General features: G+C 71.2%; 24 protein-coding genes. 19 read left to right on the forward strand and 5 right to left on the reverse strand.

Features of this window, described 5'->3' with window-relative positions; all coding sequences use genetic code 11:
* Positions 1–111: 111 nt before the first annotated feature.
* Together DFI_RS07360 and DFI_RS07365 are read left to right on the forward strand one after the other, a co-directional pair.
* Positions 112–636, forward strand: coding sequence for a GNAT family N-acetyltransferase (locus DFI_RS07360; RefSeq protein ID WP_043776755.1), 525 nt, complete (start codon positions 112–114; stop codon positions 634–636).
* On the forward strand, positions 633–1,256 hold the full coding sequence (locus DFI_RS07365) for a hypothetical protein (protein ID WP_027461614.1): 624 nt from the start codon (positions 633–635) through the stop codon (positions 1,254–1,256). Before DFI_RS07360 ends, DFI_RS07365 begins: the two co-directional genes overlap by 4 nt.
* Before the next feature lie 50 nt (positions 1,257–1,306).
* On the opposite strand, the gene DFI_RS07370 is transcribed toward DFI_RS07365, so the two are convergent.
* Entirely contained in the window at positions 1,307–2,623 is a 1,317-nt protein-coding gene (locus tag DFI_RS07370; RefSeq protein ID WP_027461615.1) for a S41 family peptidase, read from the reverse strand.
* A 156-nt stretch (positions 2,624–2,779) separates the two neighbouring features.
* Here DFI_RS07370 and ftsE point away from each other — a divergent pair, with 156 nt between their 5' ends.
* The 8 genes from ftsE (at position 2,780) to DFI_RS07410 (ending at position 8,629) form a co-directional block, all read left to right on the forward strand.
* Positions 2,780–3,463, forward strand: a complete 684-nt coding sequence (gene ftsE / locus DFI_RS07375) for a cell division ATP-binding protein FtsE (RefSeq protein ID WP_027461616.1) — start codon at positions 2,780–2,782, stop codon at positions 3,461–3,463.
* Complete coding sequence (locus DFI_RS07380) at positions 3,460–4,323, forward strand: cell division protein FtsX (RefSeq protein WP_022801955.1); 864 nt, start codon at positions 3,460–3,462, stop codon at positions 4,321–4,323. Before ftsE ends, DFI_RS07380 begins: the two co-directional genes overlap by 4 nt.
* Complete coding sequence (locus tag DFI_RS07385; protein WP_027461617.1) at positions 4,320–5,768, forward strand: murein hydrolase activator EnvC family protein; 1,449 nt, start codon at positions 4,320–4,322, stop codon at positions 5,766–5,768. Before DFI_RS07380 ends, DFI_RS07385 begins: the two co-directional genes overlap by 4 nt.
* A gap of 142 nt (positions 5,769–5,910) precedes the next feature.
* Complete coding sequence (gene rpsP / locus DFI_RS07390; protein WP_022801953.1) at positions 5,911–6,159, forward strand: 30S ribosomal protein S16; 249 nt, start codon at positions 5,911–5,913, stop codon at positions 6,157–6,159.
* 152 nt (positions 6,160–6,311) lie between these two features.
* Entirely contained in the window at positions 6,312–6,551 is a 240-nt protein-coding gene (locus tag DFI_RS07395) for a KH domain-containing protein (protein WP_022801952.1), read from the forward strand.
* A gap of 17 nt (positions 6,552–6,568) precedes the next feature.
* Positions 6,569–7,144, forward strand: coding sequence for a ribosome maturation factor RimM (gene rimM, locus DFI_RS07400; protein ID WP_027461618.1), 576 nt, complete (start codon positions 6,569–6,571; stop codon positions 7,142–7,144).
* Between the two features lie 18 nt (positions 7,145–7,162).
* Entirely contained in the window at positions 7,163–7,978 is an 816-nt protein-coding gene (trmD, locus tag DFI_RS07405; RefSeq protein ID WP_027461619.1) for a tRNA (guanosine(37)-N1)-methyltransferase TrmD, read from the forward strand.
* Positions 7,979–8,026: 48 nt separating this feature from the next.
* Positions 8,027–8,629 (forward strand): LON peptidase substrate-binding domain-containing protein, encoded by a 603-nt coding sequence (locus DFI_RS07410; protein ID WP_027461620.1) that lies wholly within the window; start codon positions 8,027–8,029, stop codon positions 8,627–8,629.
* Positions 8,630–8,654: 25 nt separating this feature from the next.
* Here DFI_RS07410 and DFI_RS07415 read toward each other — a convergent pair whose 3' ends face one another.
* A complete protein-coding gene (locus DFI_RS07415; RefSeq protein ID WP_027461621.1) occupies positions 8,655–9,722 on the reverse strand; it encodes a lipid II:glycine glycyltransferase FemX in 1,068 nt (355 codons plus the stop codon).
* Positions 9,723–9,838: 116 nt separating this feature from the next.
* Here DFI_RS07415 and DFI_RS07420 point away from each other — a divergent pair, with 116 nt between their 5' ends.
* Both DFI_RS07420 and ilvD read left to right on the forward strand, forming a co-directional pair.
* A complete protein-coding gene (locus DFI_RS07420) occupies positions 9,839–10,867 on the forward strand; it encodes a peptidylprolyl isomerase (protein ID WP_027461622.1) in 1,029 nt (342 codons plus the stop codon).
* 103 nt (positions 10,868–10,970) lie between these two features.
* On the forward strand, positions 10,971–12,701 hold the full coding sequence (gene ilvD / locus DFI_RS07425) for a dihydroxy-acid dehydratase (protein WP_051307386.1): 1,731 nt from the start codon (positions 10,971–10,973) through the stop codon (positions 12,699–12,701).
* A 57-nt stretch (positions 12,702–12,758) separates the two neighbouring features.
* Here ilvD and DFI_RS07430 read toward each other — a convergent pair whose 3' ends face one another.
* The 3 genes from DFI_RS07430 to DFI_RS07440 form a co-directional block, all read right to left on the reverse strand.
* Entirely contained in the window at positions 12,759–14,042 is a 1,284-nt protein-coding gene (locus DFI_RS07430) for a M12 family metallopeptidase (RefSeq protein WP_027461624.1), read from the reverse strand.
* 174 nt (positions 14,043–14,216) lie between these two features.
* On the reverse strand, positions 14,217–15,386 hold the full coding sequence (locus tag DFI_RS07435) for an acyl-CoA dehydrogenase (RefSeq protein WP_027461625.1): 1,170 nt from the start codon (positions 15,384–15,386) through the stop codon (positions 14,217–14,219).
* Between the two features lie 46 nt (positions 15,387–15,432).
* Complete coding sequence (locus tag DFI_RS07440) at positions 15,433–15,696, reverse strand: hypothetical protein (RefSeq protein WP_043776654.1); 264 nt, start codon at positions 15,694–15,696, stop codon at positions 15,433–15,435.
* A gap of 127 nt (positions 15,697–15,823) precedes the next feature.
* Between DFI_RS07440 and DFI_RS07445 the strand changes: the two genes are divergently transcribed.
* From DFI_RS07445 to DFI_RS07475, 7 genes are all read left to right on the forward strand, one after another.
* Complete coding sequence (locus DFI_RS07445; RefSeq protein WP_043776656.1) at positions 15,824–16,078, forward strand: hypothetical protein; 255 nt, start codon at positions 15,824–15,826, stop codon at positions 16,076–16,078.
* A gap of 102 nt (positions 16,079–16,180) precedes the next feature.
* Positions 16,181–17,224, forward strand: coding sequence for a rod shape-determining protein (gene mreB / locus DFI_RS07450; protein WP_022801940.1), 1,044 nt, complete (start codon positions 16,181–16,183; stop codon positions 17,222–17,224).
* Between the two features lie 107 nt (positions 17,225–17,331).
* Positions 17,332–17,769 carry a 3-hydroxyacyl-ACP dehydratase FabZ gene (gene fabZ / locus DFI_RS07455; protein ID WP_027461628.1) on the forward strand — a complete coding sequence of 146 codons (438 nt, stop codon included), beginning with the start codon at positions 17,332–17,334 and terminating at the stop codon, positions 17,767–17,769.
* Positions 17,770–17,776: 7 nt separating this feature from the next.
* Positions 17,777–18,922: an LptF/LptG family permease gene (locus DFI_RS07460; protein WP_027461629.1), complete on the forward strand. Its 1,146-nt coding sequence runs from the start codon at positions 17,777–17,779 to the stop codon at positions 18,920–18,922.
* A 53-nt stretch (positions 18,923–18,975) separates the two neighbouring features.
* Positions 18,976–20,082, forward strand: a complete 1,107-nt coding sequence (locus tag DFI_RS07465) for an MGDG synthase family glycosyltransferase (protein ID WP_027461630.1) — start codon at positions 18,976–18,978, stop codon at positions 20,080–20,082.
* The gene (locus DFI_RS07470) at positions 20,079–21,302 is read left to right on the forward strand and encodes a polysaccharide deacetylase family protein (protein WP_051307387.1); all 1,224 of its coding nucleotides are present in this window, start codon (positions 20,079–20,081) and stop codon (positions 21,300–21,302) included. The genes DFI_RS07465 and DFI_RS07470 overlap by 4 nt, the downstream gene beginning before the upstream one ends.
* A gap of 10 nt (positions 21,303–21,312) precedes the next feature.
* Positions 21,313–22,050, forward strand: coding sequence for a class I SAM-dependent methyltransferase (locus DFI_RS07475; protein WP_027461632.1), 738 nt, complete (start codon positions 21,313–21,315; stop codon positions 22,048–22,050).
* The last annotated feature ends 36 nt before the right edge of the window (positions 22,051–22,086 follow it).

A 22,086-nucleotide genomic window follows, 5' to 3' on the forward strand; every position in this document is an offset into this window, starting at 1 on the left:
GCTGAACTGCCGGGCCTCGCATTCCGGGGGCTGATCTGAGAGGATCGCGGCGTGACCGAGCCCGACCCCGTCTCCCCCGCCCCTGCGGCCCGCAGCGCGGACCCGGCCCGGCTGTCCATCCGGGGCCGGCGGCCGCGGGACCTGCCGGCCCTGCGCCGCTGGCTGACCGACCCGGCCGCCGAATGGCGGCAGTGGGACGCGCCGTACTACCACGCCGAGGCGACCACCGAGATGCTGGAACGCTACGTGGACACGCTGGCCGCCTCCCCGCCGGACCCGCACCAGCGCGTGCTGGACCTGGACGGGAGCTGCATCGGCATGGTGAACCGCGCCGAGGAGGACCCCCGGGGCGGCGGGTGGTGGGACCTGGGCATCCTGATCTACGACCCGGCCCTGTGGGGCAAGGGGCTGGGCTCCCGGGCGCTGCACCTGTGGGTGCAGGCGACGCTGGACGAGACGGACGCGCACGTCCTGACCTTCACCACCTGGGGCGGCAACGAGCGGATGATCCGCGCCGCGCGGCGCCTGGGGTTCCGGGAGGCGGGCCGGGTCCGGGAGGCGCGGGTGGTGCGGGGGGCGCGGCACGACAGCGTGCGCCTGGACCTGCTGCGCCGCGAGTGGGTGGGCGGGCCGTGACCCGCAAGACCCGCCCGACCGGGGAGAAGCCGGTGAACCCGCCGGGGTTCCTGGCGACGCAGGACCTGAAGGACCGGGGGTGGACGCCGGCGCTGATCGCGCGCTTCCTGGGCGAGCACGACCAGACCCGGCCGAACGGTCTGCGGATGGGCCGCCGGCGGCTGCCGCCCGTGAAGCTGTACGAGGAAGCGCGGGTGCTGGACGTGGAGCGGGACGACACGTTCCTGGCCGCGCAGGCGAAGGCGGCGGACGCGCGTGAGCGGGCCGAGGCGCGCCGGGCCGCGCGGGCCGAGGCGAGGCGGGCGCTGCTGGAAACGGCGGCGCGGTTGTACGTGCCGGTGATTCACCCGGAGCCGCTGCGCAGGGGAGCGGTGCGCAAGGCCCGGGAGCCGTACCTGCCGGGCCTGGAGCGCGCCCTGAACGATCTGGAGGCCTCGCTGGAGCGCGTGACGGAGAAGGAGGCGCAGACGCTGGCCGGGCTGCTGCGCGCGCAGCTGGACCGGGCGCTGGCGGCCGTGTACGACTGGTACCCGGACCCGGACGCCGGGCCTGATGAGGAGGCGCCCCGCCCGAAGGGGAAGGCGAAAGCCAGCGACTGGCGCGACTGGGACTGGGACTGAGCCCCATGGAAAACGGCCCGCCTGTTTCCGGGCGGGCCGCTGGTCTGAGCTTACTTCAGCAGGTCGTGCGCTTTTTTCAGGATGGCGTCGGTGGCCAGGTCCACGATCGCCACGCCCTGCACGTCGCTGCGGGGCACCTTCCGCGCCTCGGCGGTGTACGTGAACTTGCCGTCCTTGTCGGCGGTGACGGTCACGTCCTTGCCGTCCACCTTGAAGGTGATCTTCTGCCCGGGCTGCGCGCCGCCGCCCAGGAAGTTGAACGGGGTGGGGTAACGGGTGTCCTTCACGACCACGTCCGGCGTGACGCCCTTCTTGTGGATCTCGCGGCCCTTGGGCGTGAGCCAGGCGCTGTTCACGATGGCGACCTTCCCGCCGTTGGGCAGGGACAGGGGAATCTGGGCGACGCCCTTGCCGAAGGTCTGCTCGCCGATGATCTTCGCGCGGGCGTTGTCCTGCAGGGCCCCGGCGACGATCTCGCTCGCGCTGGCGCTGTTCTTGTTCACCAGCAGCACCAGCTCGCCGGTGTAGTCGCTGGTCTCGTTGCGAGCGCTGCCGTACACGCGGGCCTGGCCGTTGCGTTCGCGCAGGCTCACGATGGGGCCGCTTTTCAGGAAGTCGTCGGCGATGTCCACGCCGGCGTCGAGCAGGCCGCCGCCGTTGTCGCGCAGGTCCACGATCAGCTTGGTGACCTTCTTGTCCTTCATGCTCTTGATGGCCGCGCGGAACTGGTCGGCGGCCTTCTCGTTGTAGAAGGTGTTCAGGGAGATGTAGCCCACGTTGCCGGGCAGCACGGTGGTCTCCACCGGGACCAGGGTGACGGTGCGGCGGTCCATCTTCACGGTAAAGGGCTTGCCGCTGCGGGCGAAGGTCACGGTGACGGGCGTGCCGACCTTCCCGCGGATCTGGCTGACGACCTCGTCGAGTTTGGCGGTCAGGACGTCCTTGTCGCCGATCTTCACGATGATGTCGCCGATCTGCACGCCGGCGTCGATGGCGGCGCCGGTCTTCAGGACGTTATCCACCTTGGCGCCGGTGCCGTCGGCGTTGGCGGGCGTGAGGGTCACGCCGATCCCGCCGAACTCCCCGGCGAGGTTCTGGGCGTCCATGGCGCTGCTGACGGGTTCGCTGTAGTAGGTGAATTCGTCGTTCAGGCTGCCGAGCGCGCCCTGGATGGCGCCCTGCATGACCTTGTCCTGATCCACGGGGAACAGGTAGTACTGGTTCAGGGCGGCCAGCGTGCTCAGGAACGCCTGGCCGCTCTTGGTCTTGCCGAGGTCGCTGGCGGAGTACCCGCCGAGCTGGGCGTAGGACAGCGCGGCCGTGCCGGCGAGGGCCACGGTCACGAGCGTGAGGCGGGATCGGTTCACCGGGGCATGATACGGGCCGGCGGTGAGGGACCGTGAGGTGCGGAGCACGATCGCCAGGCGGCCCATCACCGGCAGCGGGAGAACTTGGGCTATCGTGTCCGCCAGGCATGAGTGTGTTAATGGACGTTTGCGCCCGGACCCGTGACGGGGTGCGCGGTGATTGAATTCAGGAATGTCACGCTGGAGTACCCGGTCACCCGGACGCTGGCGCTGGACGACGTGTCCCTGCAGATCGGGAAGGGCGAATTCGCGTACCTGGTCGGCCACTCCGGCGCCGGGAAGAGCAGTTTCATGAACCTGGTCCTCAAGCGCGCCCTGCCCAGCCGCGGCGAGGTGCGCGTGGCCGGCGAGACGCTGGCCCGCTACCGGGGGGGCCGCACGGCGCTGCTGCGCCGGCGCATGGGCACGGTCTTTCAGGACAACCTGCTGCTCGATCACCTGAACGCGTACGACAACGTGGCCTTCGCGCTGCGGGTCACGGGCGTACCGCAGCGGGAGTGGCCGCAGCGGGTGTCCGGGGCGCTGCGCACGGTGGGTCTGGAGCACAAGAAGCAGGCCTTGCCGGTGCAGCTCTCGCAGGGCGAGCAGCAGCGCGTGGCGATCGCCCGGGCGATCGTGTCCGACCCGCCGCTGCTGCTGGCCGACGAGCCCACCGGGAACCTCGACCCGGACAATAGCCGTGAGGTGCTGAAGGTGCTGCAGAACGTGAACCTGCGCGGCACGACCGTGATCGTCGCCACCCACGCCAAGGACCTCGTGGAGACGTACCGGCACCGCACGCTGACGCTGCGCAAGGGCAAACTGGTGCGCGACGACCCGTACGGCGGGTACGCGCTGTGAGCTACCACCTGAGACAGGCGCTGCTGGCGATGCGCGGGAACCTCACCGCCACGCTGTCCACCCTGACCACCATGACCCTGACGCTGCTGATGCTGGGGTTCGTGCTGCTGCTCACCCTGAACGTGAACCGCACCCTGCAGCAGCTGGAATCGCAGGTGGAGGTCGCCGCGTTCCTCGACGACGGCGCCGACACCGCCGCGCTGCTCACGCAGGTCAAGGCGCTGGCCCAGGTGCGCGAGGTCACGCTGGTCGGCAAGGAACAGGTGCTGGAGGAGATGACGCAGGACTCGCCCTTCACCCGGGACGCGGCGGCGCTGGTCGGGAACCCCTTCCCGGACACGCTGCGCCTGCGGGTGGCGCGGGTGGAGGACTCCCGGACCGTGGCGGGCCTGGTGGAGAACATGAACGGCGTGCAGGACGTCGAGTACGGCGCCGCGTACGTGGACCCGACCGTGAAGACGCTCTCGGCGGTGCGGGCGGCCGGGTACGTGCTGGTGGGCCTGCTGCTGCTGGGCACGCTCTTCAACATCCTGAACGCGGTGCGGGTGGCGATGTACGCCCGCCGCAACGAGATCAGCGTGATGCGCCTGCTGGGCGCCACCTGGGGGTTCATCCGCATGCCGCACGTGCTGGAGGGCCTGATCGTGGGCCTCACGGCGGCGGCGCTGGCGCTGGCGCTGCTCACGCCCGCCTACCTGGCGATGGCGCGGCGCGTGCAGGAGCTCGCTCCCGTGTTCCCGGTGGTCACGGACCTGAACACCCTGGTGCCGCTGCTGGGCGGCGTGGCGCTGCTGGGCATCCTGGTGGGCCTGGTGGGCAGCCTGTTCGCGACCCGGCGGTACCTGCAGGAGCTGGAATGACCTCACGGGGCCGCGTCCGGGGCCTGTCCCCCCGCCGCCTGACGGTGGTGGCGCTCACGGCCCTGCTCACGGTGGGGTTCGCGCAGACCACCAGCGAGAAGCTGCAGCAGTTGCAGCGGGAACTGACCGAGCAGCGCCAGCAGAGCGCCGAGCAGGCCAGTCAGCTGCGGGCGCTGCGCGACCGGATCGCGAACCTCACCGAGCAGCAGCGCGCGACGCTGGACCGGCTGGACGCCCTGGCGCAGAACGTCGCGGCGCTGGAGAACGAGGTCGCCACCCTGACCGCCCGGACCGCGCTGGCCGAGCGGGCCCTGGCGGACGTGACCGCGCAGCGGGAGGTGACGGCCGCCCGCGTGAACCGCCTGCAGGAGGACGTGCGGCAGATCCTGAACACCCTGTACCGCGACCGCAGCGGGCAGTACCTGCAGCTGCTGTCGCAGTCGCGCAGCCTGTCGGACCTGCTGATCCGGCTGGAGTACAGCAACCGCGCCGGGGCGTACCACACGCGCGTGATCCTGGCCCTGAAAGAGGAGGTCGCGACCCTGGGCGAGCAGCAGGCCCAGCAGGCGCAGCGCGCGCGGGAACTCGCGGACGTGCGGCAGTCCCGGCAGGCGAAGCTGGAGGCGCTCAGGGCGCAGCGGGTGAGGCAGTCCGCGCTGCTGGCCGAACTGAGGCGCAGCGAGCAGGGCCAGCGGACCCTGGCCGCGCAGACGCAGGCGCAGCAGGTGCTCACCGCGCGCAGCATCGACACGCTGGTCAATCAGGTGGTCGCCGAACGCGCCCGCATCGAGGCCGAACGCCAGCGCCGCCTGGAGGAGGAACGCCGCCGCCGCGAGGAGGAAGCCCGCCGGCTGCGGGAAGCGCAGGAGCGCGCCCGGCGGGAGGCCGAGCGGCTGGCCCGGGAGCGCGAGGCGGCGGCTGCCAGTGCGCGGGCTGCGGCGACCCGGCGGGCGCAGGACGAGGCGGCGCGCCGGCGCACGGCCCAGCTGGAAGCCGAGCAGCGGGCCCTGCAGCAGCGGCAGGTGCAGGTGCAGCAGGAGCAGCAGCAGGCCGAGCAGGAGGCCGCGCCGGTCCCGGTGCAGAGCGGCCCGCTGCTGTTCCCCCTGCCGGGCGGCCGGGTGTCCGCGCCGTTCGGGTCGGGCGGGGTGCAGTGGTCCGTGTTGCAGGGCGCGCCGGAGTCTCAGGCGGTCTCGGCGCGCGAGGGGCTGGTCCTGACCGTGACGTACTACGCGGCGACCGGGTGGGTGGTGATCGTGGACCACGGCGGGTACGTGGCGACGTACCTGGGCCTGCGGGACCCGGTCGTGCAGGCCGGAAACCGTGTGGCGCAGGGGGCGCAGCTGGGCACCGTGGGCGGCAGTCCGGTGTTCGGACCGAACCACATGGCCTTTCAGTGGAACCGCGTGCAGGGCGCCTCGCGGCAGCCGGTCTCGCCCGGGTTCTGAGGGGGGCGCGGCCCTTGCCGGGCGGGCGGGGAGTCTGTTACTCTTTTGCGGTGCGCTTTCCGGTTGGCTGCTGACGGGCGCATGACCCCCGCGACCTAAGCGGGAGCTTTACCCTCAAGACCCACCCCAGAGGTTTTCCATCATGGTTAAGATTCGCCTGTCCCGTTTCGGTTCCGCCCACAACCCCCACTACCGCATCGTGGTCGCCGATGCCCGCCGTCCCCGTGACGGTGGCTACATCGAGAACCTGGGTCACTATGACCCCCGCAAGACCACCGAGAACTACCTGAAGGTGGACGTGGAGCGCGCCGCGCACTGGATCGCCCAGGGCGCCCAGCCCACCCAGACCGCCCGCCGTCTCCTCAAGAGCCAGGGCGTCAAGGTCGCCTGAGGCGGAACCCCGAAGCGCCGAGCGTGAAGCTCAGAGGCCCCCGATCAGGGGCCTCTTCTTGTTGGATGCCCGCCGACGTTCTGCGTCCAGGCCGCTGGATTCCCCCGCCCTCCCCCGCCTGAGCGGCGGGCGGATGCTCTAGACTGCGCGGGATGAAGAGTGATCCTGTGGACCTGACCCAGTTTCTGGCGCAGAGCGTGGTGGACCAGCCGTCGCTGGTGCGGGTGTCGCGCCGCGGCCCGACCGTGCTGGTCCGGGTCGGGGCGGGCGAGGAAGGCCGCCTGATCGGCCGCCAGGGCCGCGTGATTCAGGCCATCCGCACGCTGGTGCGCGCCGCCAGCGACCCCAGAGAGCGCGTGAACGTGGACCTGGACGCGCCCCGCAAGGCCTGAGTGGTGGGTCAGACGAAGTGACGGGCCCCGGCAACAAGGAAGCGGACCGCACGCGGATCGGGCACCTGCTCGGTCCGCACGGCGTGCAGGGCGGCGTGAAGCTGTTCGTGCTGGGCGACGCCGCACAGGTGCGGGCACTCAAGCGCGTGTACGTGGAGGGCCGCGGCTGGCTGCGCCTGACGCGCACCGAGGCGCTGGCGCCGGGCGTGGTGCTGCACCTGGCGGGCGTGAGCACCCGCGAGGGGGCCGAGGCCCTGCGTGGCCTGAACGTCTGGGCGGCGGACACGGAACTGCCCGCGCCGGAAGACGGCGTGTACTACTACCACGAACTGCGCGGCCTGGCGGTCACGGGCGCGGGCGGCGAGCCGCTGGGTGAGGTGGTGGACGTGGTGGACATGGGCCACCAGGACCTGCTGCTGGTGCGGCATGCGGGCGGCGAGGCGTACCTGCCGCTGCAGGCGCCGTACGTGGACATCCGCCTGAACGGCCGCAAACGCCCCCTGAGCGTGCGGCTGACCGACGAGGCCCCCGAGGGCCTGTTCGATGCGGACGAAGCGGAAGCCGGCAAGGAGGACCGTGACGGCGAGGGCTGACACCCGGGGCGGCCGGGCGTGCTGACCTTCTCGTTCCTGACCCTCTTCCCGGAACTGCTGGCCCCGTTCGCGTCCGAGGCGATCGTGGGCAAGGCGCGGGACCGCGGGCTGCTGGACGTGCAGCTGGTGAACATGCGGGATTTCGCGGAGAACCGGCACCTAAAGGTGGACGACACGCCGTACGGCGGCGGGGCGGGCATGGTGATCCGCGTGGACGTCGCGCAGCGGGCCCTGGCGAGCCTGCCCCCGGCGGACGAGGTGATTCTCTTCTCCCCGGCCGGTGAGCGCTTCGATCAGGCGATGGCCGAGGAGTTCGCCACGCGCTCGCACCTGGCGTTCCTGTGCGGGCGGTACGAGGGCTTCGACGCGCGGGTGGAGGGGCTGGTCACGCGCGAGGTGAGCATCGGGGATTACGTGATGATGGGCGGCGAGGCGGCCGCGGCGTGCGTGCTGGAGGCCGTGGCCCGGCTGGTGCCGGGCGTGCTGGGCGACGAGGACTCGCACCGCGCCGACAGTTTCAGCAGCGGCCTGCTGGACTACCCCGAATTCACCCGCCCGCCGGAATGGGCGGGCCACGCCGTGCCAGAGGTGCTCAAGGGCGGGAACCACGCCGCCATCGCCGCGTGGCGGCGCGCGCAGGCGCTGGAGCGCACCTTCCGCCGCCGCCCGGACCTGCTGGTCACGGCGCCGCTGACCCCGCAGGACACCGTCGTGCTTCAGGCGCTGGGGGCCACGGAAGCGCAGCTGAGGGCGTGGCAGGCACCCGCGCCCCCGGTGAAGAAGGTCCGGCGGAAGAAGACGCCGCGGCCGGAGTCCGGGCATGGTGATCTGTAGGCGTGGCGATGGTCTGACCGGCAGTGACGCAGGAGGATGCAGGGGCTGATGGACGCCCTGCCCGACCTTCCCCTGTTCCCCCTGCCGGACGTGGTGCTGTTCCCGGGCATCGCCCTGCCGATGTACGTGTTCGAGCCGCGCTACCGCGCCCTGCTGGCGCGGGTGGTGGCGTCCGGCGAACCGTTCGGGATCGTGCGGATCGCGGTGCCGCGCTCGGCGTCCGACCGGCCATTCCACGAGCGGGTGGCGCGCGTGGGCACGCTCGCGCACGTGCGTGAGGTGCGGCCCCACGGGGACGGTACGAGCAGCATCCGCGTGGTGGGCGGCGAGCGCTTCCTCATCGTGGAGTTCGACCTGACCCAGCCCTACCTGTCGGCCCGCGCGGCCCTGTCCCCGCTGCCGGCCGGCCCGGAGCGGGCGCCGGAGCTGGCGGGCGCGGTGCTGGCGAACCTGATGCGCCTGAACCCGCAGCAGCGCAGCGACCTCGACGGCCTGCGGGACGCCGATCCGCTGCTGGTGGCGAGCTACGCCGCGACGGTGCTGCCGCTGGACCCGGCCGACCGGGAGGCGCTGCTGGCCGCGCCGGACCTCGACGCGCGCCTCGAGGGCCTGCTGGTCCGCATGCCGGCGGAGGCGCGGCAGCTGAACTGACGCGCTGGGAATGCGCCGCGCCGGTTTACAGCACGTCGTCGGCGCTGCCGCGTTTGCGCAGGTTGTTCTGCGTCTTGCGCCAGCGCAGGGCCTTCACGATCAGCGGCGCCGCCGGGTTCAGGGTGAGGTCGTACGCGGGATACCAGACGCGCTGCTCGCTGAACTTGAGTTTCATCTTGAACACGCCGTAACTGTGCTTGCTCTCGTCGAGTTCGCGGGGAATGCCCCAGAAGTCGAACAGCTCGTACCCGCGCCGTTTGGCGTCCAGCATGGCGTTCCAGTAGAAGGCGTCCGGGGCCTTGGCGTCCTTGAGGGGCTGGCCGTCCTCGCCGACGCGGTCGTCGCGGACGCTGCCGCCGAACAGGTAGTACGTGCCCTTGCCCATGGCGATGAAGAACCCGCCGGCCAGCGCGCGGCCCTGGTAGCGTGACAGCACGATGTACGCCTCGCCGCCGTGCGCGTTGCCTTCCCGGAGCATGGTCTCGTAGTACTTCCGGGGGAAGGCCCCCAGTTTGGCGCGTTCGTTCGTGGCGGTGAAGATCTCCCAGAACGCGTCGAAGTCGTCGTCACGGCCGGCGACCACGCCCAGTTTCTCGGCGGTGCGCACGTTGCGGCGGGCCATGCTGCTCAGGTCCTTGAGCATCTGCTCCTCGCTGCGGCGCAGGTCCGCGACGATGGTGTGCTCCGGCTGCTCGGTGGCCGCGCGGGTGAACGGCCCGTACGCGGCCGGGATCACGGTGTGCTCGTCGTTCGCGTCGAGCGGCACGGGCGGCTCGATCTTCAGCAGGGCGTCGGTGGGCCGGGCGACCTTCCGCACGGCGTCTGCCACGGCCGGCAGCAGGTCCAGGTTCTCCAGGGCCGGGCCGCGCGGCGCGTACAGGGTGGTGAAGCCGGGCACCAGGCGTTTGCGGATCAGCTGCACGGCGCCCACCGTGCGGCTGCCGTCGCGGATCAGGTACCGCAGGGGCGTCTGCCCGAGTTCCCGGCGGGCCTCGCCGTACCCCCAGCCCTGCAGGGCACTGGTGATCGGCAGCTGCCGGACCACGTCGTCGTAGGCGTGGGGGTCGGTGGTGGGGTCCAGGGTGAGGCGCACGGGGCGGATTGTAGCAGCGCCCCCGCGCCCGGGACAGGAACGGGACGGGCGCGCACATGTGAGGAATGGCGGGCCACCACCACATTCCGGAGCCGCGGGCAGGCTACACTGCCGCGATGAAAAGACTGCTCCTGACCGCGGCCCTGCTGGGCGGCGTGGCCCTGGCCCAGACTGAGCCGCCCACCACGACCCCCGCCCAGCCTGCGCCCACCGCGCCTGCCGCGCCCGCGACCCCCGCGCCGGCCCCCACTCCTCCCGCGGCCGGCGCCGAGGCGGTCATCGTGGCGAAGGTCGGGAACGACTCCCTGACCCTGGCGCAGTACGAGGCGGCGCTGCGGCTGGCTGTGGCGAACGTCCTGAACGAGCAGGGCATGGAGTACAGCCCGGAGTACCTCAAGGAGTTCGCGGACGCCCGCGAGGGCTTCCTGAAGCAGTTCGCGCAGGAGTACGCGCTGTACACCCTGGCCCGCGGGTCCGTGCAGCCCGACGCCACGCAGGTGGATGCCCAGCTCACCCGCGCCCGCAGCGGCTTCGAGACGGATGCCGAGTTCAACGAGGCGCTCGCCGCGACCGGGTACCTCAGCAGCGCCGAGCTGCGCGCCGACCTGGAACGCCAGTACGTGGTGAACACCTACATCGAGAAGATCCGCGCCCGCTCCACCTTCGGGGACGCGGTCGTGGCCGGCTTCTACAACCTGAACAAGGCGCAGTTCACCGCGCCGAAATCCGCCTGCGCGCGCCACATCCTGGTCCGCACGGAAGCCGAGGCCAAGGCTCTGGCCGAGCAGGTCAAGGGCGGCGCGGACTTCGCGGCCCTCGCCAAGGACAAGAGCCAGGACCCCGGCAGCGCCGGGCAGGGCGGCGACCTGGGCTGCTTCGAGCCCGGGGACATGGTCGCCACCTTCGACAAGGCCAGCTTCAGCGGCCCGGTGAACGAGGCGCAGGTCGTGCAGTCCGAGTTCGGGTGGCACGTCCTGCTGGTCGGCAAGCGCAGCGAGGGCGGCCTGATGCCGCTCGCGGAGGCTGCGCCCTTGATCCGCGCCCGGCTGGCGCAGGACGCCGCGCAGAAGTACATCGACTCCCAGATCGCTCGCCTGAAGATCGAACTGTTCCCCGCGACCGTGAAGGCCACCGCCGCGAAATAAGGCGGCCGTGCACAGGAGGGAGGGCCGGCGGGCCCTCCCTCCCTGCCGTTGGCCTGTCTGTGCTTCCCCGGCGCCCGGCGCGGCAGGCGTCGTAGCGTGGGGCATGACGGACACCGCGAAGCCCTCCGAGCAGACCCCCACGCCCGCCCAGGGCACGGACCGCCGCCTGAACTGGAACTCGCATCAGGTGACGCAGGGCATTGAGCGCGCCCCGAACCGCGCGATGCTGCGCGCCGTGGGCTTCGGGGACGGCGACTTCGAGAAACCGGTGATCGGCGTGGCGCACGCGCAGAGCAACATCACGCCCTGCAACAACGGCCTGGGTGAACTTGCGGGGCACATTACGGACGCGCTGAAAGAAGGCGGCGGGATGCCGCAGGTGTACGGCACCATCACGGTGTCCGACGGGATCAGCATGGGCACCGAGGGCATGAAGTGCTCCCTGGTGAGCCGCGAGGTGATCGCCGACAGCATCGAGACGGTCAGCCGCGGGCAGTCGCACGACGGCGTGATCGTGGTGGGCGGCTGCGACAAGAACATGCCGGGCGCCATGATCGGCATCGCGCGCCTGAACATCCCCGCGGTGTTCGTGTACGGCGGGACGATCAAACCCGGGCATTACGGCGGGAAGGACCTGACGATCGTGAGCGTGTTCGAGGCGGTCGGTGCGTTCCAGGCCGGGAAGATCACCCGCGAGGAATTCGACGGCATCGAGCGGCACGCCTGTCCCGGGAACGGGGCGTGCGGCGGCATGTACACCGCGAACACCATGAGCAGCGCCTTCGAGGCGATGGGCATGAGCCTGCCGTACTCCAGCACCATGAGCGCCGTGGACGCCGAGAAGGCCACCTCCAGCGCCGACAGCGCCCGCGCGCTGCTGCACCTCGTTGAGCGCGACATCCGCCCCAAGGCCATCCTGACCCGCGAGGCCTTCGAGAACGCCATCACGGTGATCATGGCCGTGGGCGGCAGCACGAACGCCGTGCTGCACCTGCTCGCCATCGCCCACGCGCTGGACCTCGACCTGACCCTGGCGGACTTCGAACGCATCCGGGAACGCACCCCGGTGTTCTGCGACCTGAAACCCAGTGGGCAGTACGTCGCCACCGACCTGCACGAGGTCGGTGGCATTCCCCGCGTCATGAAGATGCTCCTGAAGGCCGGCCTGCTGCACGGCGACTGCCTGACCGTCACCGGTAAGACCGTCGCGGAGAACCTCGAAGGCGTGCCCGACGAACCGGACGCCGGGCAGGACGTCATCCGCCCGTTCGACCAGCCGATCTACACCCAGGGGCACCTCGCGATCCTGCGCGGGAACCTCGCGCCGCAGGGCAGCGTGGCGAAGATCAGCGGCCTGAAACAGATCAAGATCACCGGCCCCGCCCGCGTGTTCGACAGCGAGGAAGCCTGCATGGACGCCATCATGCACGACCGCATCCGCGCCGGGGACGTCGTCGTCATCCGCTACGAGGGCCCCAGGGGCGGGCCCGGCATGCGCGAGATGCTCTCCCCCACCAGCGCCATCATCGGCAAAGGCCTGGGGGACAGCGTGGGCCTGATCACCGACGGGCGCTTCAGCGGCGGCACCTTCGGCCTCGTCGTGGGCCACGTCGCCCCGGAGGCGTTCGTGGGCGGCCCCATCGCCCTGGTCGAGGAAGGCGACACCATCGAACTGAACGCCGAAACCCTGAACCTCACCCTGCACGTCCCGGACGAGGAACTCGAGCGCCGGCGCGCCGCGTGGCAGCCGCCCGCGCCGAACTACACCCGCGGCGTCCTTGCCAAGTACGCGAAACTCGTCCAGGGCGCGGACGTGGGCGCCTACACCGACTGACCGGCAACCATGGAGGCCGCCCCGTTTTCTCGGGGGCGGCCTCCTCTCCTGCGTGTCTTACTTGGTGGCGTTGAGGGTGTAGCTGCCGCTGCCGCTGTAGCTCTGCACGACCCAGCGGTAGATGCCGGCGGTCTGGTTGGTTTCGATGGTTTCGCTGGCGCCGGGGCTGTCGCTCTTGGCGACGGTGTACCAGCGGCCATCGGAGTACTTCTGCACGAGGTACAGGTCATAGTCCGCGCCGGAGGGGCCGGTCAGGGTGGCCTTCAGGGTGCCGCCGTACCAGTTGAAGCCGGCGCTGGGGTGCGTGGCGTACGCACCGGCGCTGAGCGTTCCGGTGTAGGTGACGCCGGTGACCGGGTCAGTGGGATCGGTGGGGTCCGTGGTGCCGCTGTTCGGGTAGATGGCGCGCAGGGTGGCGAGGTCACCGGTGCTGAGCTGGCTGCCGCGGCCCAGGTTGCTGGGGGTGCCCTGGTAAGGGCCGCCGGGGGTTTTGGCGTAGGCGTAGGGGGCGCCGTAGTTCATGATCGAGTCGTAGTCGTAGTTGCCGTAGGCGTAGCGGTTGCACAGGCGGCCGAAGTTGATGCTGTCGCTGCCGCTGACGGTGACGTAGCTGTCGCGGTCGCAGCGCTGGTGTTCGTGGTGCAGGCCGGCGGCGTGGCCCATCTCGTGGATGACGGTGCCGGTGTTGAAGCAGCCGACCGTGAGGGGCTGGGTGCCGCCGATCATGCCGACGTACGAGGACCCGCACACGCCCTGTCCGCTGGCGTTCACAAACTGGACCTTGTTGTAGGGGGTGGTGTTCCACTGCCATTTCACGGCGTCGCCCGCCTGCTGGTTCCAGAGGTTGATGGCGGTGTTCAGCACGCTGATCTGACTGGCGGTAAAGGCATTCGTGTTCCAGTAGTACGGGATGGTCTTGCCCCAGTTGGCGCGGCCGGCGGCGAACTCGGAGAGGCCCTGACCGTTGATGGTGCCGCCGCTGCGGGCGAGGCCGTCCACGATCTTGTGGGCGGCGTCCGAGTGGCCGAGGATCATGTCGCCGTCCACGACGACGTGACCGTCCACGTTGGCGTACAGCAGGGCCTTGCCGTTCGGGAGGATGACGCGGACCACGGCGTCCGTGCCGAGGCGGGTGCGGGTGGCGGCGTCCAGGGCCGTGAGGGGGGTGCTGCGCAGGTCCACGGTGAGGGTGGGCGTCTGCGTGGCGAGGTCGGCGGGGGCGTGAATGGAGGTGAAGGTGTCTGCGGGCGGTGTGGCGCTGTGCCCGGCGTCCGGGGCGCCGCAACTGGTGAGGATGAGGGCAAGGGTGAGGGCGCTGGGGATGATGGGTTGCCTGTTCATGAAAGCCTCCGGGTCCGGACAGTTGCCCCATGGGAAGGCCCGCCGGGTGGGCGGGCTGGGACTGAACTGTCAGGGGGCTTTCAATTTGCGGGAAGCCGAAGCGCCGTTCATGAGAGTGTCCGGCTCCCCCGACCGCGCGGGCTTCGGGGCCTCCAGAACAGGGAGGGGAGCGCGTTACCCGGCGTGCTCGGCGAACACGGCGCGGCTGATCACGAGTTGCTGGATCTCGCTGGTGCCTTCGTAGATCTCGGTGACCTTGGCGTCGCGGTACAGGCGCTCGACGGGGTACTCGCGGCTGTAGCCGTTCCCGCCGAAGATCTGGATGGCGTCGCGGGTGACGTCCACGGCGGCCTCGCTGGCGAGCAGTTTGGCGATGCTGGCTTCCTTCCCGAAGGGCTGGCCCTGGTCCTTGAGCCACGCGGCTTTCAGGGCGACGAGGCGGGCACTTTCGATGCGGGCGGCCATGCGGGCGATCTTGAAGGACACGCCCTCGAACTCGCGGAGTTTCCTGCCGAACTGCTCGCGTTCGTTGGCGTACTGGGTGGCGTGCTCGAAGGCGGCGCGGGCAATCCCGAGGGCCTGCATGGCGATGCCGATGCGCCCGGAGTCCAGGCTGGCCAGGGCGATGATCAGGCCCTGCCCTTCGGCGCCGACCATGTTCTCCTGGGGCACGCGGACGTCCTCGAAGGTGACGGTGGTGGTCTGGGAGGCGTGCAGGCCCATCTTCTCCTCGGGCTTCCCGAAGCTCAGGCCGGGGAGGCCGTTCTCGACGATGAAGCAGCTCACGCCCTTGGCGCCGCTGGCGCCGGTGCGGGCCATGACGAGGTACGTGTCGGCCTGTCCGCCGGAGGTGATCCAGGACTTGCTGCCGCTGAGGACCCAGTGGTCGCCGTCGCGTTCGGCTTTCAGGCGCAGGCTGGCGGCGTCGCTGCCGGCGCCCGCCTCGGTGAGGCAGAAGGCGCCGATGTGCGTGCCGGCGGCCAGGGGCCTCAGGTATTTCTCCCGCTGGGCGTCGGTGCCGTAGTTGAGGATCATCTGTTCGGGCAGGCCGTTCTGCACGCTGGTGATGACGGCCACGCTGGCGTCCGCGGCGGCGATCTCCTCCAGGCACAGGGCGTAGGTGACGCTGTCCAGGCCGGCGCCGCCCCACTCCTCGGGCACGGTGGCGCCCAGCAGGCCCATCTCGGCCAGGCCGCGCAGCTGCTCGCGGGGGTACTCGCCGCTGCGGTCGTACTCGGCGGCCTTGGGGGCGATCTCGGCGCGGCAGTAGTCGCGGACGTGCTGGAGAATCATGCGCTGGTCGCTGCTCAGCGCGAAGCTCATGCCGGTGTCGGGGCTGGTCATGCCCTCACTGTACGGCAGGCGGCCTAACGGGCGTTAGGTTCCGGATTCAGTCGGCGGGCGGCAGGGCGCCGCGAAGCGCTTCCTCGATGCCCCGGCCGCGCCAGCCGGTCTCCACGACCTGCACCTCCCCGCCCGCCCAGCGCAGGTGCGCGCCGATCACGCTGCCGCCGGCGATCGCCAGGGCCGCGCCGGTCAGGGCGTCCACGGGCGCGCCCGGGCACAGGCGGCGGGCGGCGGCAGTCAGGGCCGGAGCGAGCGGCAGCGGCGGCACGGTCACGCGCACGCGGGCGGGCAGCGGGGTGGAACTCATGCCGGGCAGTGTACCCACCCGGGACCGCGGGGCGTTGACCCGCCGCCCGCGGGGGGGCACACTCGGGGGCGATGCCTCGTGTCCGCCTGTTCCCCTGCCCGCTTCTCTCCGGCCGTGGGGGCGCCTGATGCGTTTCCTGGCCTGGCTGCTCGTGCTCGTGCTGGTCGCCCTGGGGGGCGTGCTGGGCGCCCTGACGCTGGGGGTTTTCGCGTCACTGGTCTCCGACGCGCCCCTGTGGCTGCGGTCGCTGGGCAGCCTGGAGGCGACCATCAGCGGGTCGCTGGGCGCGCTGAGCATCACGGGCTTCCGCCGCGCCCTCATCCTGGCGGTCCTGACCTCCGCGGTGCTGGGACTGGCGGCGTACATCAAACCCCGCGCCTGACGGCCTTTCGGGGTGTGCTGCGGCCGGCCCGGCAGGTGAACGCGGGTTCAGGCGGGTCTCATGGGCCGTGGTACGATTGATGCGTTTTGACCGGAGGAATGCGTGGGAAGGTTTTCTGAAGATATCGGTATCGACCTGGGAACGGCCACGTTCCTGATTTACAGCAAGACCCGTGGACTGGTTCTTCAGGAACCCAGCGTGATCGCCATGGCCCGCGACAGCAAGCAGGTCAAGGCCGTGGGCGAGGAAGCCTACCGCATGATCGGCCGCACTCCGGGCGGGATCGTCGCGGTGCGGCCCATCAAGGACGGCGTGATCGCCGACGAGGGCCTGACCGAGAAGATGATCACCATGTTCCTGCAGAAGGTGCAGGGCAGCGCCGGGCGCCTCTTCGGGTTCAAGCCGCAGCTGATGGTGGGCGTGCCCAGCAACGTCAGCGACGTGGAAAAACGCGCCGTGCTGCGCGCCGCGCTGAACAGCAACGCCAAACGCGCCTTCCTGATCGAGGAACCGCTGGCCGCCGCGATCGGCGCGGGTCTGAAGATCGCCGAGCCGATCGGCAGCATGGTCGTGGACATCGGCGGGGGCAGCACCGACGTCGCCGTGATCTCCCTGGGCGGCATCGTGGTGAGTGAATCCATGCGCGTCGCCGGCAACGAGTTCGACGAGAGCATCATCCGCTACGTGCGCCGCAAGCACAACGTCCTGATCGGGGAGCGCACCGCCGAGGAGATCAAGGTCAAGGTCGGCGCCGCCATGCTGATCGACGACAGCGAGAACCTCACCGCCGAGGTGCGTGGCCGCGACCTCGTGAACGGCCTGCCCAAGACCATCACCCTGGACAGCCAGGACGTCGTGGAAGCCCTGTCCGAGCCGGTCACGAAGATCGTCGAGGGCGTCAAGCGCGTGCTGGAGATCACCCCGCCGGAACTCGTGAGCGACATCATCGACCGCGGCATCGTGATGACCGGCGGCGGCAGCCTGCTGCGCAACTTCGACGAACTGCTGCGCCAGACGACCGGCATTCCGGTGGCCGTCGCGGAGAACGCCGTGGAGGCCGTTGCGGTCGGGACCGGCATGGCGCTGGAGATGATCCCGGTGCTGGGCGACTCGCTGGTGTCCAGCGACAACTACCTGCGCCGCTGACCCTCACCGCACTTCCTCCCTGTTCGCTCGTGCTGAGCGTCTTCTGGCCGGGCCGCCCACGGGACCCGGCCTCACCTTTGCCCCCACCCCACAAGGAGGTTCACCCCATGGAACCACTGCTGATTCAGGACGTGCTCAAGACCCTCCCCCACCGCTTCCCGTTCGTGCTGGTGGACCGCGTGCTGAGCGTCCAGAACGGCGAGGTGCACGCCATCAAGAACGTGACGATCGGTGAGCCGTTCTTCACCGGGCACTTCCCGCAGGAACCCGTGATGCCCGGCGTGCTGATCACCGAGGCCCTGGCGCAGGCCAGCATGTTCTGCATGCACGGCGCCGAGGGCGGCCTGGAACCCGGTACGGTCGGGTACCTGGCGGGGATCGAGGGCGCGCGTTTCAAGCGCAAGGTGATTCCCGGGGACCAGCTGCACCTGCACGCGAAACTGGAGTTCCTGCGCCGCGGGCTGGGCAAGACCACCTGCCGCGCCGAGGTGGACGGGCAGGTCGCGGCCGAGATGAGCATCCTGTTCGCGATCGCCAAGGGCTGAGTGCGGCTTGTCGCGCCTCGCCCGGTACGTCACCGCTGAACTGATCCCGCCGCTGCTGGCGGGCACGCTGCTGTTCACCGCGATTCTCAGCTTCGGGTACTTCTTCGTGTCCAGCCAGTGGCTCTCGGGCGTGCCGGTGGGCCTGATCGCCCGCTGGATCGCCTACCAGCTGCCCGACACGCTGGTGAAGGTCTTCCCGATGGCGGTCGTGCTGATGACCGTGGTGGCGTTCGGGCGCATGAGCACCGAACGCGAACTGATCGCGGTGCAGTCCGGCGGCGTGAGCCTGGGCCGCGCGGCAAGACCCGTGGCGGTGGTGGCCGCGCTGGTCACCGCCCTGGCCCTGTGGCTGAGCCTGTGGGTGGCCCCGAAAGCGAACGTGGAAACCCGCGGCCTGTACTGGGACGCCCTGACCGGCGCGGGCCTGTCGCAGCTGGCCGGGAAGACCGTGGACCTGGGCGGGAACCTGACCCTGGCGATGAAGGGCTACGACCCGAAAACCCGGCAGATGCAGGGCGTGCGGGTGGAGAAGTGGACGCCGGACAACCACCGCCGGGGCACGATCATCCTGGCGGACAGCGGCACCTTCGAGGCGAGCCGCCTCACCCTGAAAGGCTACGGTGTGTACACCGTGAACTACGGCGCAGTGCCGGCCCTGGCGCGCGTGCCCGACACGGACCCGCTGGCGCTGCGCGCGGCCCTGAACGAGGTGTTCACCAGCGTGGTCGTGCCCGCACAGGCCAGCGACACCCTGAACGTGGACACCGGCCTGTCGCGCAAGGAGACCCTGGCAAAGTACGCCGACGCGATCGGCGCGGACGCCGAGGGCTGGCCGCAGCTCATCACCAAACTCACCGCGCCGGGCGTCCCGGCGGCCGAGCGGCAGGAGGCGCGCGTGAACCTGAACCGCAAGCTGGCCCTGCCGTTCGCGAACCTCGTGCTGGCCCTCGCGGCCCTGCCGTTCGCCCTGCGGTTCGGCCGGACGCTGGGCGTGAGCCTGGGCATCGCCCTGCTGATCGCGGTGGCGTACTACCTGCTGTTCTTCGTGGGCCTCACGCTGGCCTCGCAGCTGCCCGGCCTGCCGGAACTGGGCGTGTGGCTGGCGAACCTCGTGTTCGCGGTGTCGGGCCTGTGGCTGCTGAGGCGCACGTGACCGAGGTCGCCAGCCCCGAGCACGAGGAACACGATCACGCCGCGGCGGTCGCGCTGCGCACCCTGTTCGTGTCCGCGTCCATCGGCTCCGGGCACCATCAGGCGCAGCTGGCCGTGCAGCACGCCCTGGAAGGCCGCGGCGTGTGCCTCCAGGCGCGGGAAGGGGACGCGGTCGCGTACCTGAAACCCAGCGAGCGGTGGTGGACGGTGGACCTGTACGCCTTCGAGCTGCGGTACGCGCCGTGGCTGTACGCGTGGTTCTACCGCCGCACCGACCATGACCGGCCGTTCAGCCTGATCGGCTGGCTGTGCAGCTGGGTGGGCCGCGCCGGCCTGGAGCGCGACATCGCCGCGGCCGGGCCGGACCTGGTGGTGTCGAGCTACTGGTCGTCGGTGCCGCTGGCCGACACGGTCCGGCGCCGGCGCGGGCGGCCGTTCGTGAACGCGCTGATCGTCACGGACTACCGCGCGCACCGGCACTGGATTCGCCCGGAGGCGGAGGTGATCATGGTCGCCACCGAGGAAACAGCCGCGCAGATGGTCGCGCGCGGCGCCGACCCTGAGCGCGTGGTGGTCACCGGCATTCCCATCTCGCCGCGGTTCCGGGCGCTGATCGGCGCGGACCGCGCGGAGCTGCGCGCGCGGCACGGCCTGCGGGCCGACCAGCCGGTGCTGCTCATCTCCGGCGGCGGCACCGGCGTGTACCGCGCCCTGAACGAACTGCTGGACGCCCTGGGCAACCTGGGCCGGCCGGTGCAGGTGCTGCTGCCCGCCACGCCGCAGGACACTGGCGTGGAGGTGCGGGGCGGCGCCACCATTCACCACCTGGGCTACACCACCGCCTTCCCGGAGCTGATGGCCGCGTCGGACCTGGTGGTCGGGAAGGCCGGGGGCCTCACGGTGGCGGAGGCGACCGCGCTGGGCGTGCCCATGGTGGTGTACGGCCCGATTCCCGGGCAGGAGGAGCACAACGCGGACTTCCTGGAACGGCACGGCGCGGCCGTGTGGGTGCGGCGCCGCGGGGACCTGCGCGCCGGGGTGCTGAGGGCCCTGGACCCGGACGAGCACGCCCGCCTGAGCGCGAGTGCCCGCGCGGTGGGCGTGCCGGACGCGGCCGAGCGGGTGGCGACGGCCCTGCTGGCCCGCATGGACCGGGCGTGACGGGCCCCGCGCGCCGGTGGCTGGGCGCCCTGGCGCTGGGCGTGCTGGGCACGGTGCTCGTGCCGGCAGCGCTGGTGCAGGGCCTGAACCTGGGTCTGATCCGCGAGGGCCGCCGCGCGAAACGCGAGGTGGCCCTCACCTTCGACGACGGCCCGGACCCGGAGACGACCCCGCAGGTGCTGGACGCCCTGAAGGCGGCGGGCGGCCGGGCGACCTTCTTCCTGCTGGCCGACCGGGCCGAGGCTCACCCGGCCCTCGTGGGGCGGATGCGGGCAGAGGGGCACGAGATCGGCGCGCACGCGGTGCGGCACGTCCACGGCTGGCGGCGCGCCCCGCTGGACGCGCTGCGGGACCCGGGCGAGGCGGCCGGCCGGATCGCGGCGGTGGCCGGAGTTCCCGTGCGGCTGCACCGGCCTCCGCACGGGGCGTACACGCTGTTCACGGTGTGGGGCCAGCGCCGGGCGGGCCTGCAGGGTGTGCACTGGAGCCTGGAAGGCCAGGACTGGCAGGCGGGCCGGACGCCGGCCCAGGTGCGGGCGCGGCTGGAGCGGCGGATCGTGCCGGGCGCCGTGGTGGTGCTGCATGACGCCGGGCCCGGAGGGCGCACCACGGCCGCGCTGCTCACGGAGCTGCTGGCACACCTGAAGGCTCGCGGGTACACGGTGAACCCCGTGAGCGACCTGGACGGCGCCACGCCGGTGGGCCGCGCCGCGCTGAAACGCCGGATGATCCTGGCGCTGGACGCCGCGTACGACCGCGTGGAGCACGTGCGCATGGTGGGAGACCGCGCGGACAACCTGTTCCGCGTGAACCGCGTGGCCTTCCCGCACGCGGGCCTGGCCTGGCCGGACGGCACGCCGATTCCGGCGGGCACGCCCGCGCTGGAGTTTCACGTGAACAACCCTCAGCTCGTGGACCTGGGACCGCGCGCGGCGGTGCGGGCCGCGCCGGCGGACTTCCAGGAGCTGGCGCGGGAACTGCTGGACCGCCCGGAGTACCGGGAGGCGCAGCTGGTCTTCTGCGTGAGTTCGCTCGGGCCGCTGCTCTCGCTGGTGGGCTTCACGAACGTGCCTCTGCCGCCGGGCACAGGCCGGCGGCTGCGGGGGTGGGCGAACGTGCTGCGCCGCGCGTACGGCAGCGCCCCGGACGCGCCGGCGCCGGTGCTGAGCGTCCTGTCGCGGGAGGCCTTCCTGCGGCGGTACGGGCCACGCGCGGGGTAGGCTGGGGCGCGTGGATTACGACGAGTTCGCCGAGCTGTACGACGACCAGTACGACGTGTACCGTGACGACCTGCACTTCTACGGCAAGGTGACCGAGCGCCAGGGCCGGGTGCTGGAGGTCGGGGCGGGCACCGGGCGGGTCACGGCGTTCCTGGCGCGGCGGGGCGTGGACGTGGTGGGCCTGGAGCCCAGCGCCCGGATGATCGAGCGCGGGCAGGCTCGCGCGGCGCGGGAGGGCCTGAACCTGACCTTTGTACAGGGGGACGTGAAGACCGCGCAGCTGCACGAGCGTTTCGGCATGGTGATCGCGCCCTTCAACTCGCTGATGCACCTGTACACGCCGAACGAGCAGCTGCAGGCGCTGGAGAACCTGCGGGCGCACCTGCAGCCGGGCGGGCGGTTCGTGTTCGACCTGTACGTGCCCCGGTTTGGGAAGATGAACACGGTGCGGCACGAGGGCGAGACCTTTCACGCGCCGGACGGCGGCCGCACGGACGTCTTCCTGGTGCAGCGGCACGACCGGGTGCGGCAGCACATCACCACCGAGTACCACGTGGACACCACCCACCCGGACGGCGCGCTCACCCGGCGGCACTTCACACTGACGCAGCGGTACTACACGCGCTTCGAGGTGGAGTGGCTGCTGCGCTTCGCAGGATTCGAGTCGCCGCGGGTGACCGGCAGCTTCCAGGGCGGGCCGCTCCAGAAGGGCAGCGACGTGATGGTGTTCGACACCCGAGCGCTGTAAGCACGGGCGGGCCGCCTTCCCACACCGGGAAAGGCG

This window comes from Deinococcus ficus (assembly GCF_003444775.1).
In the GTDB taxonomy this organism is placed as follows: domain Bacteria; phylum Deinococcota; class Deinococci; order Deinococcales; family Deinococcaceae; genus Deinococcus; species Deinococcus ficus.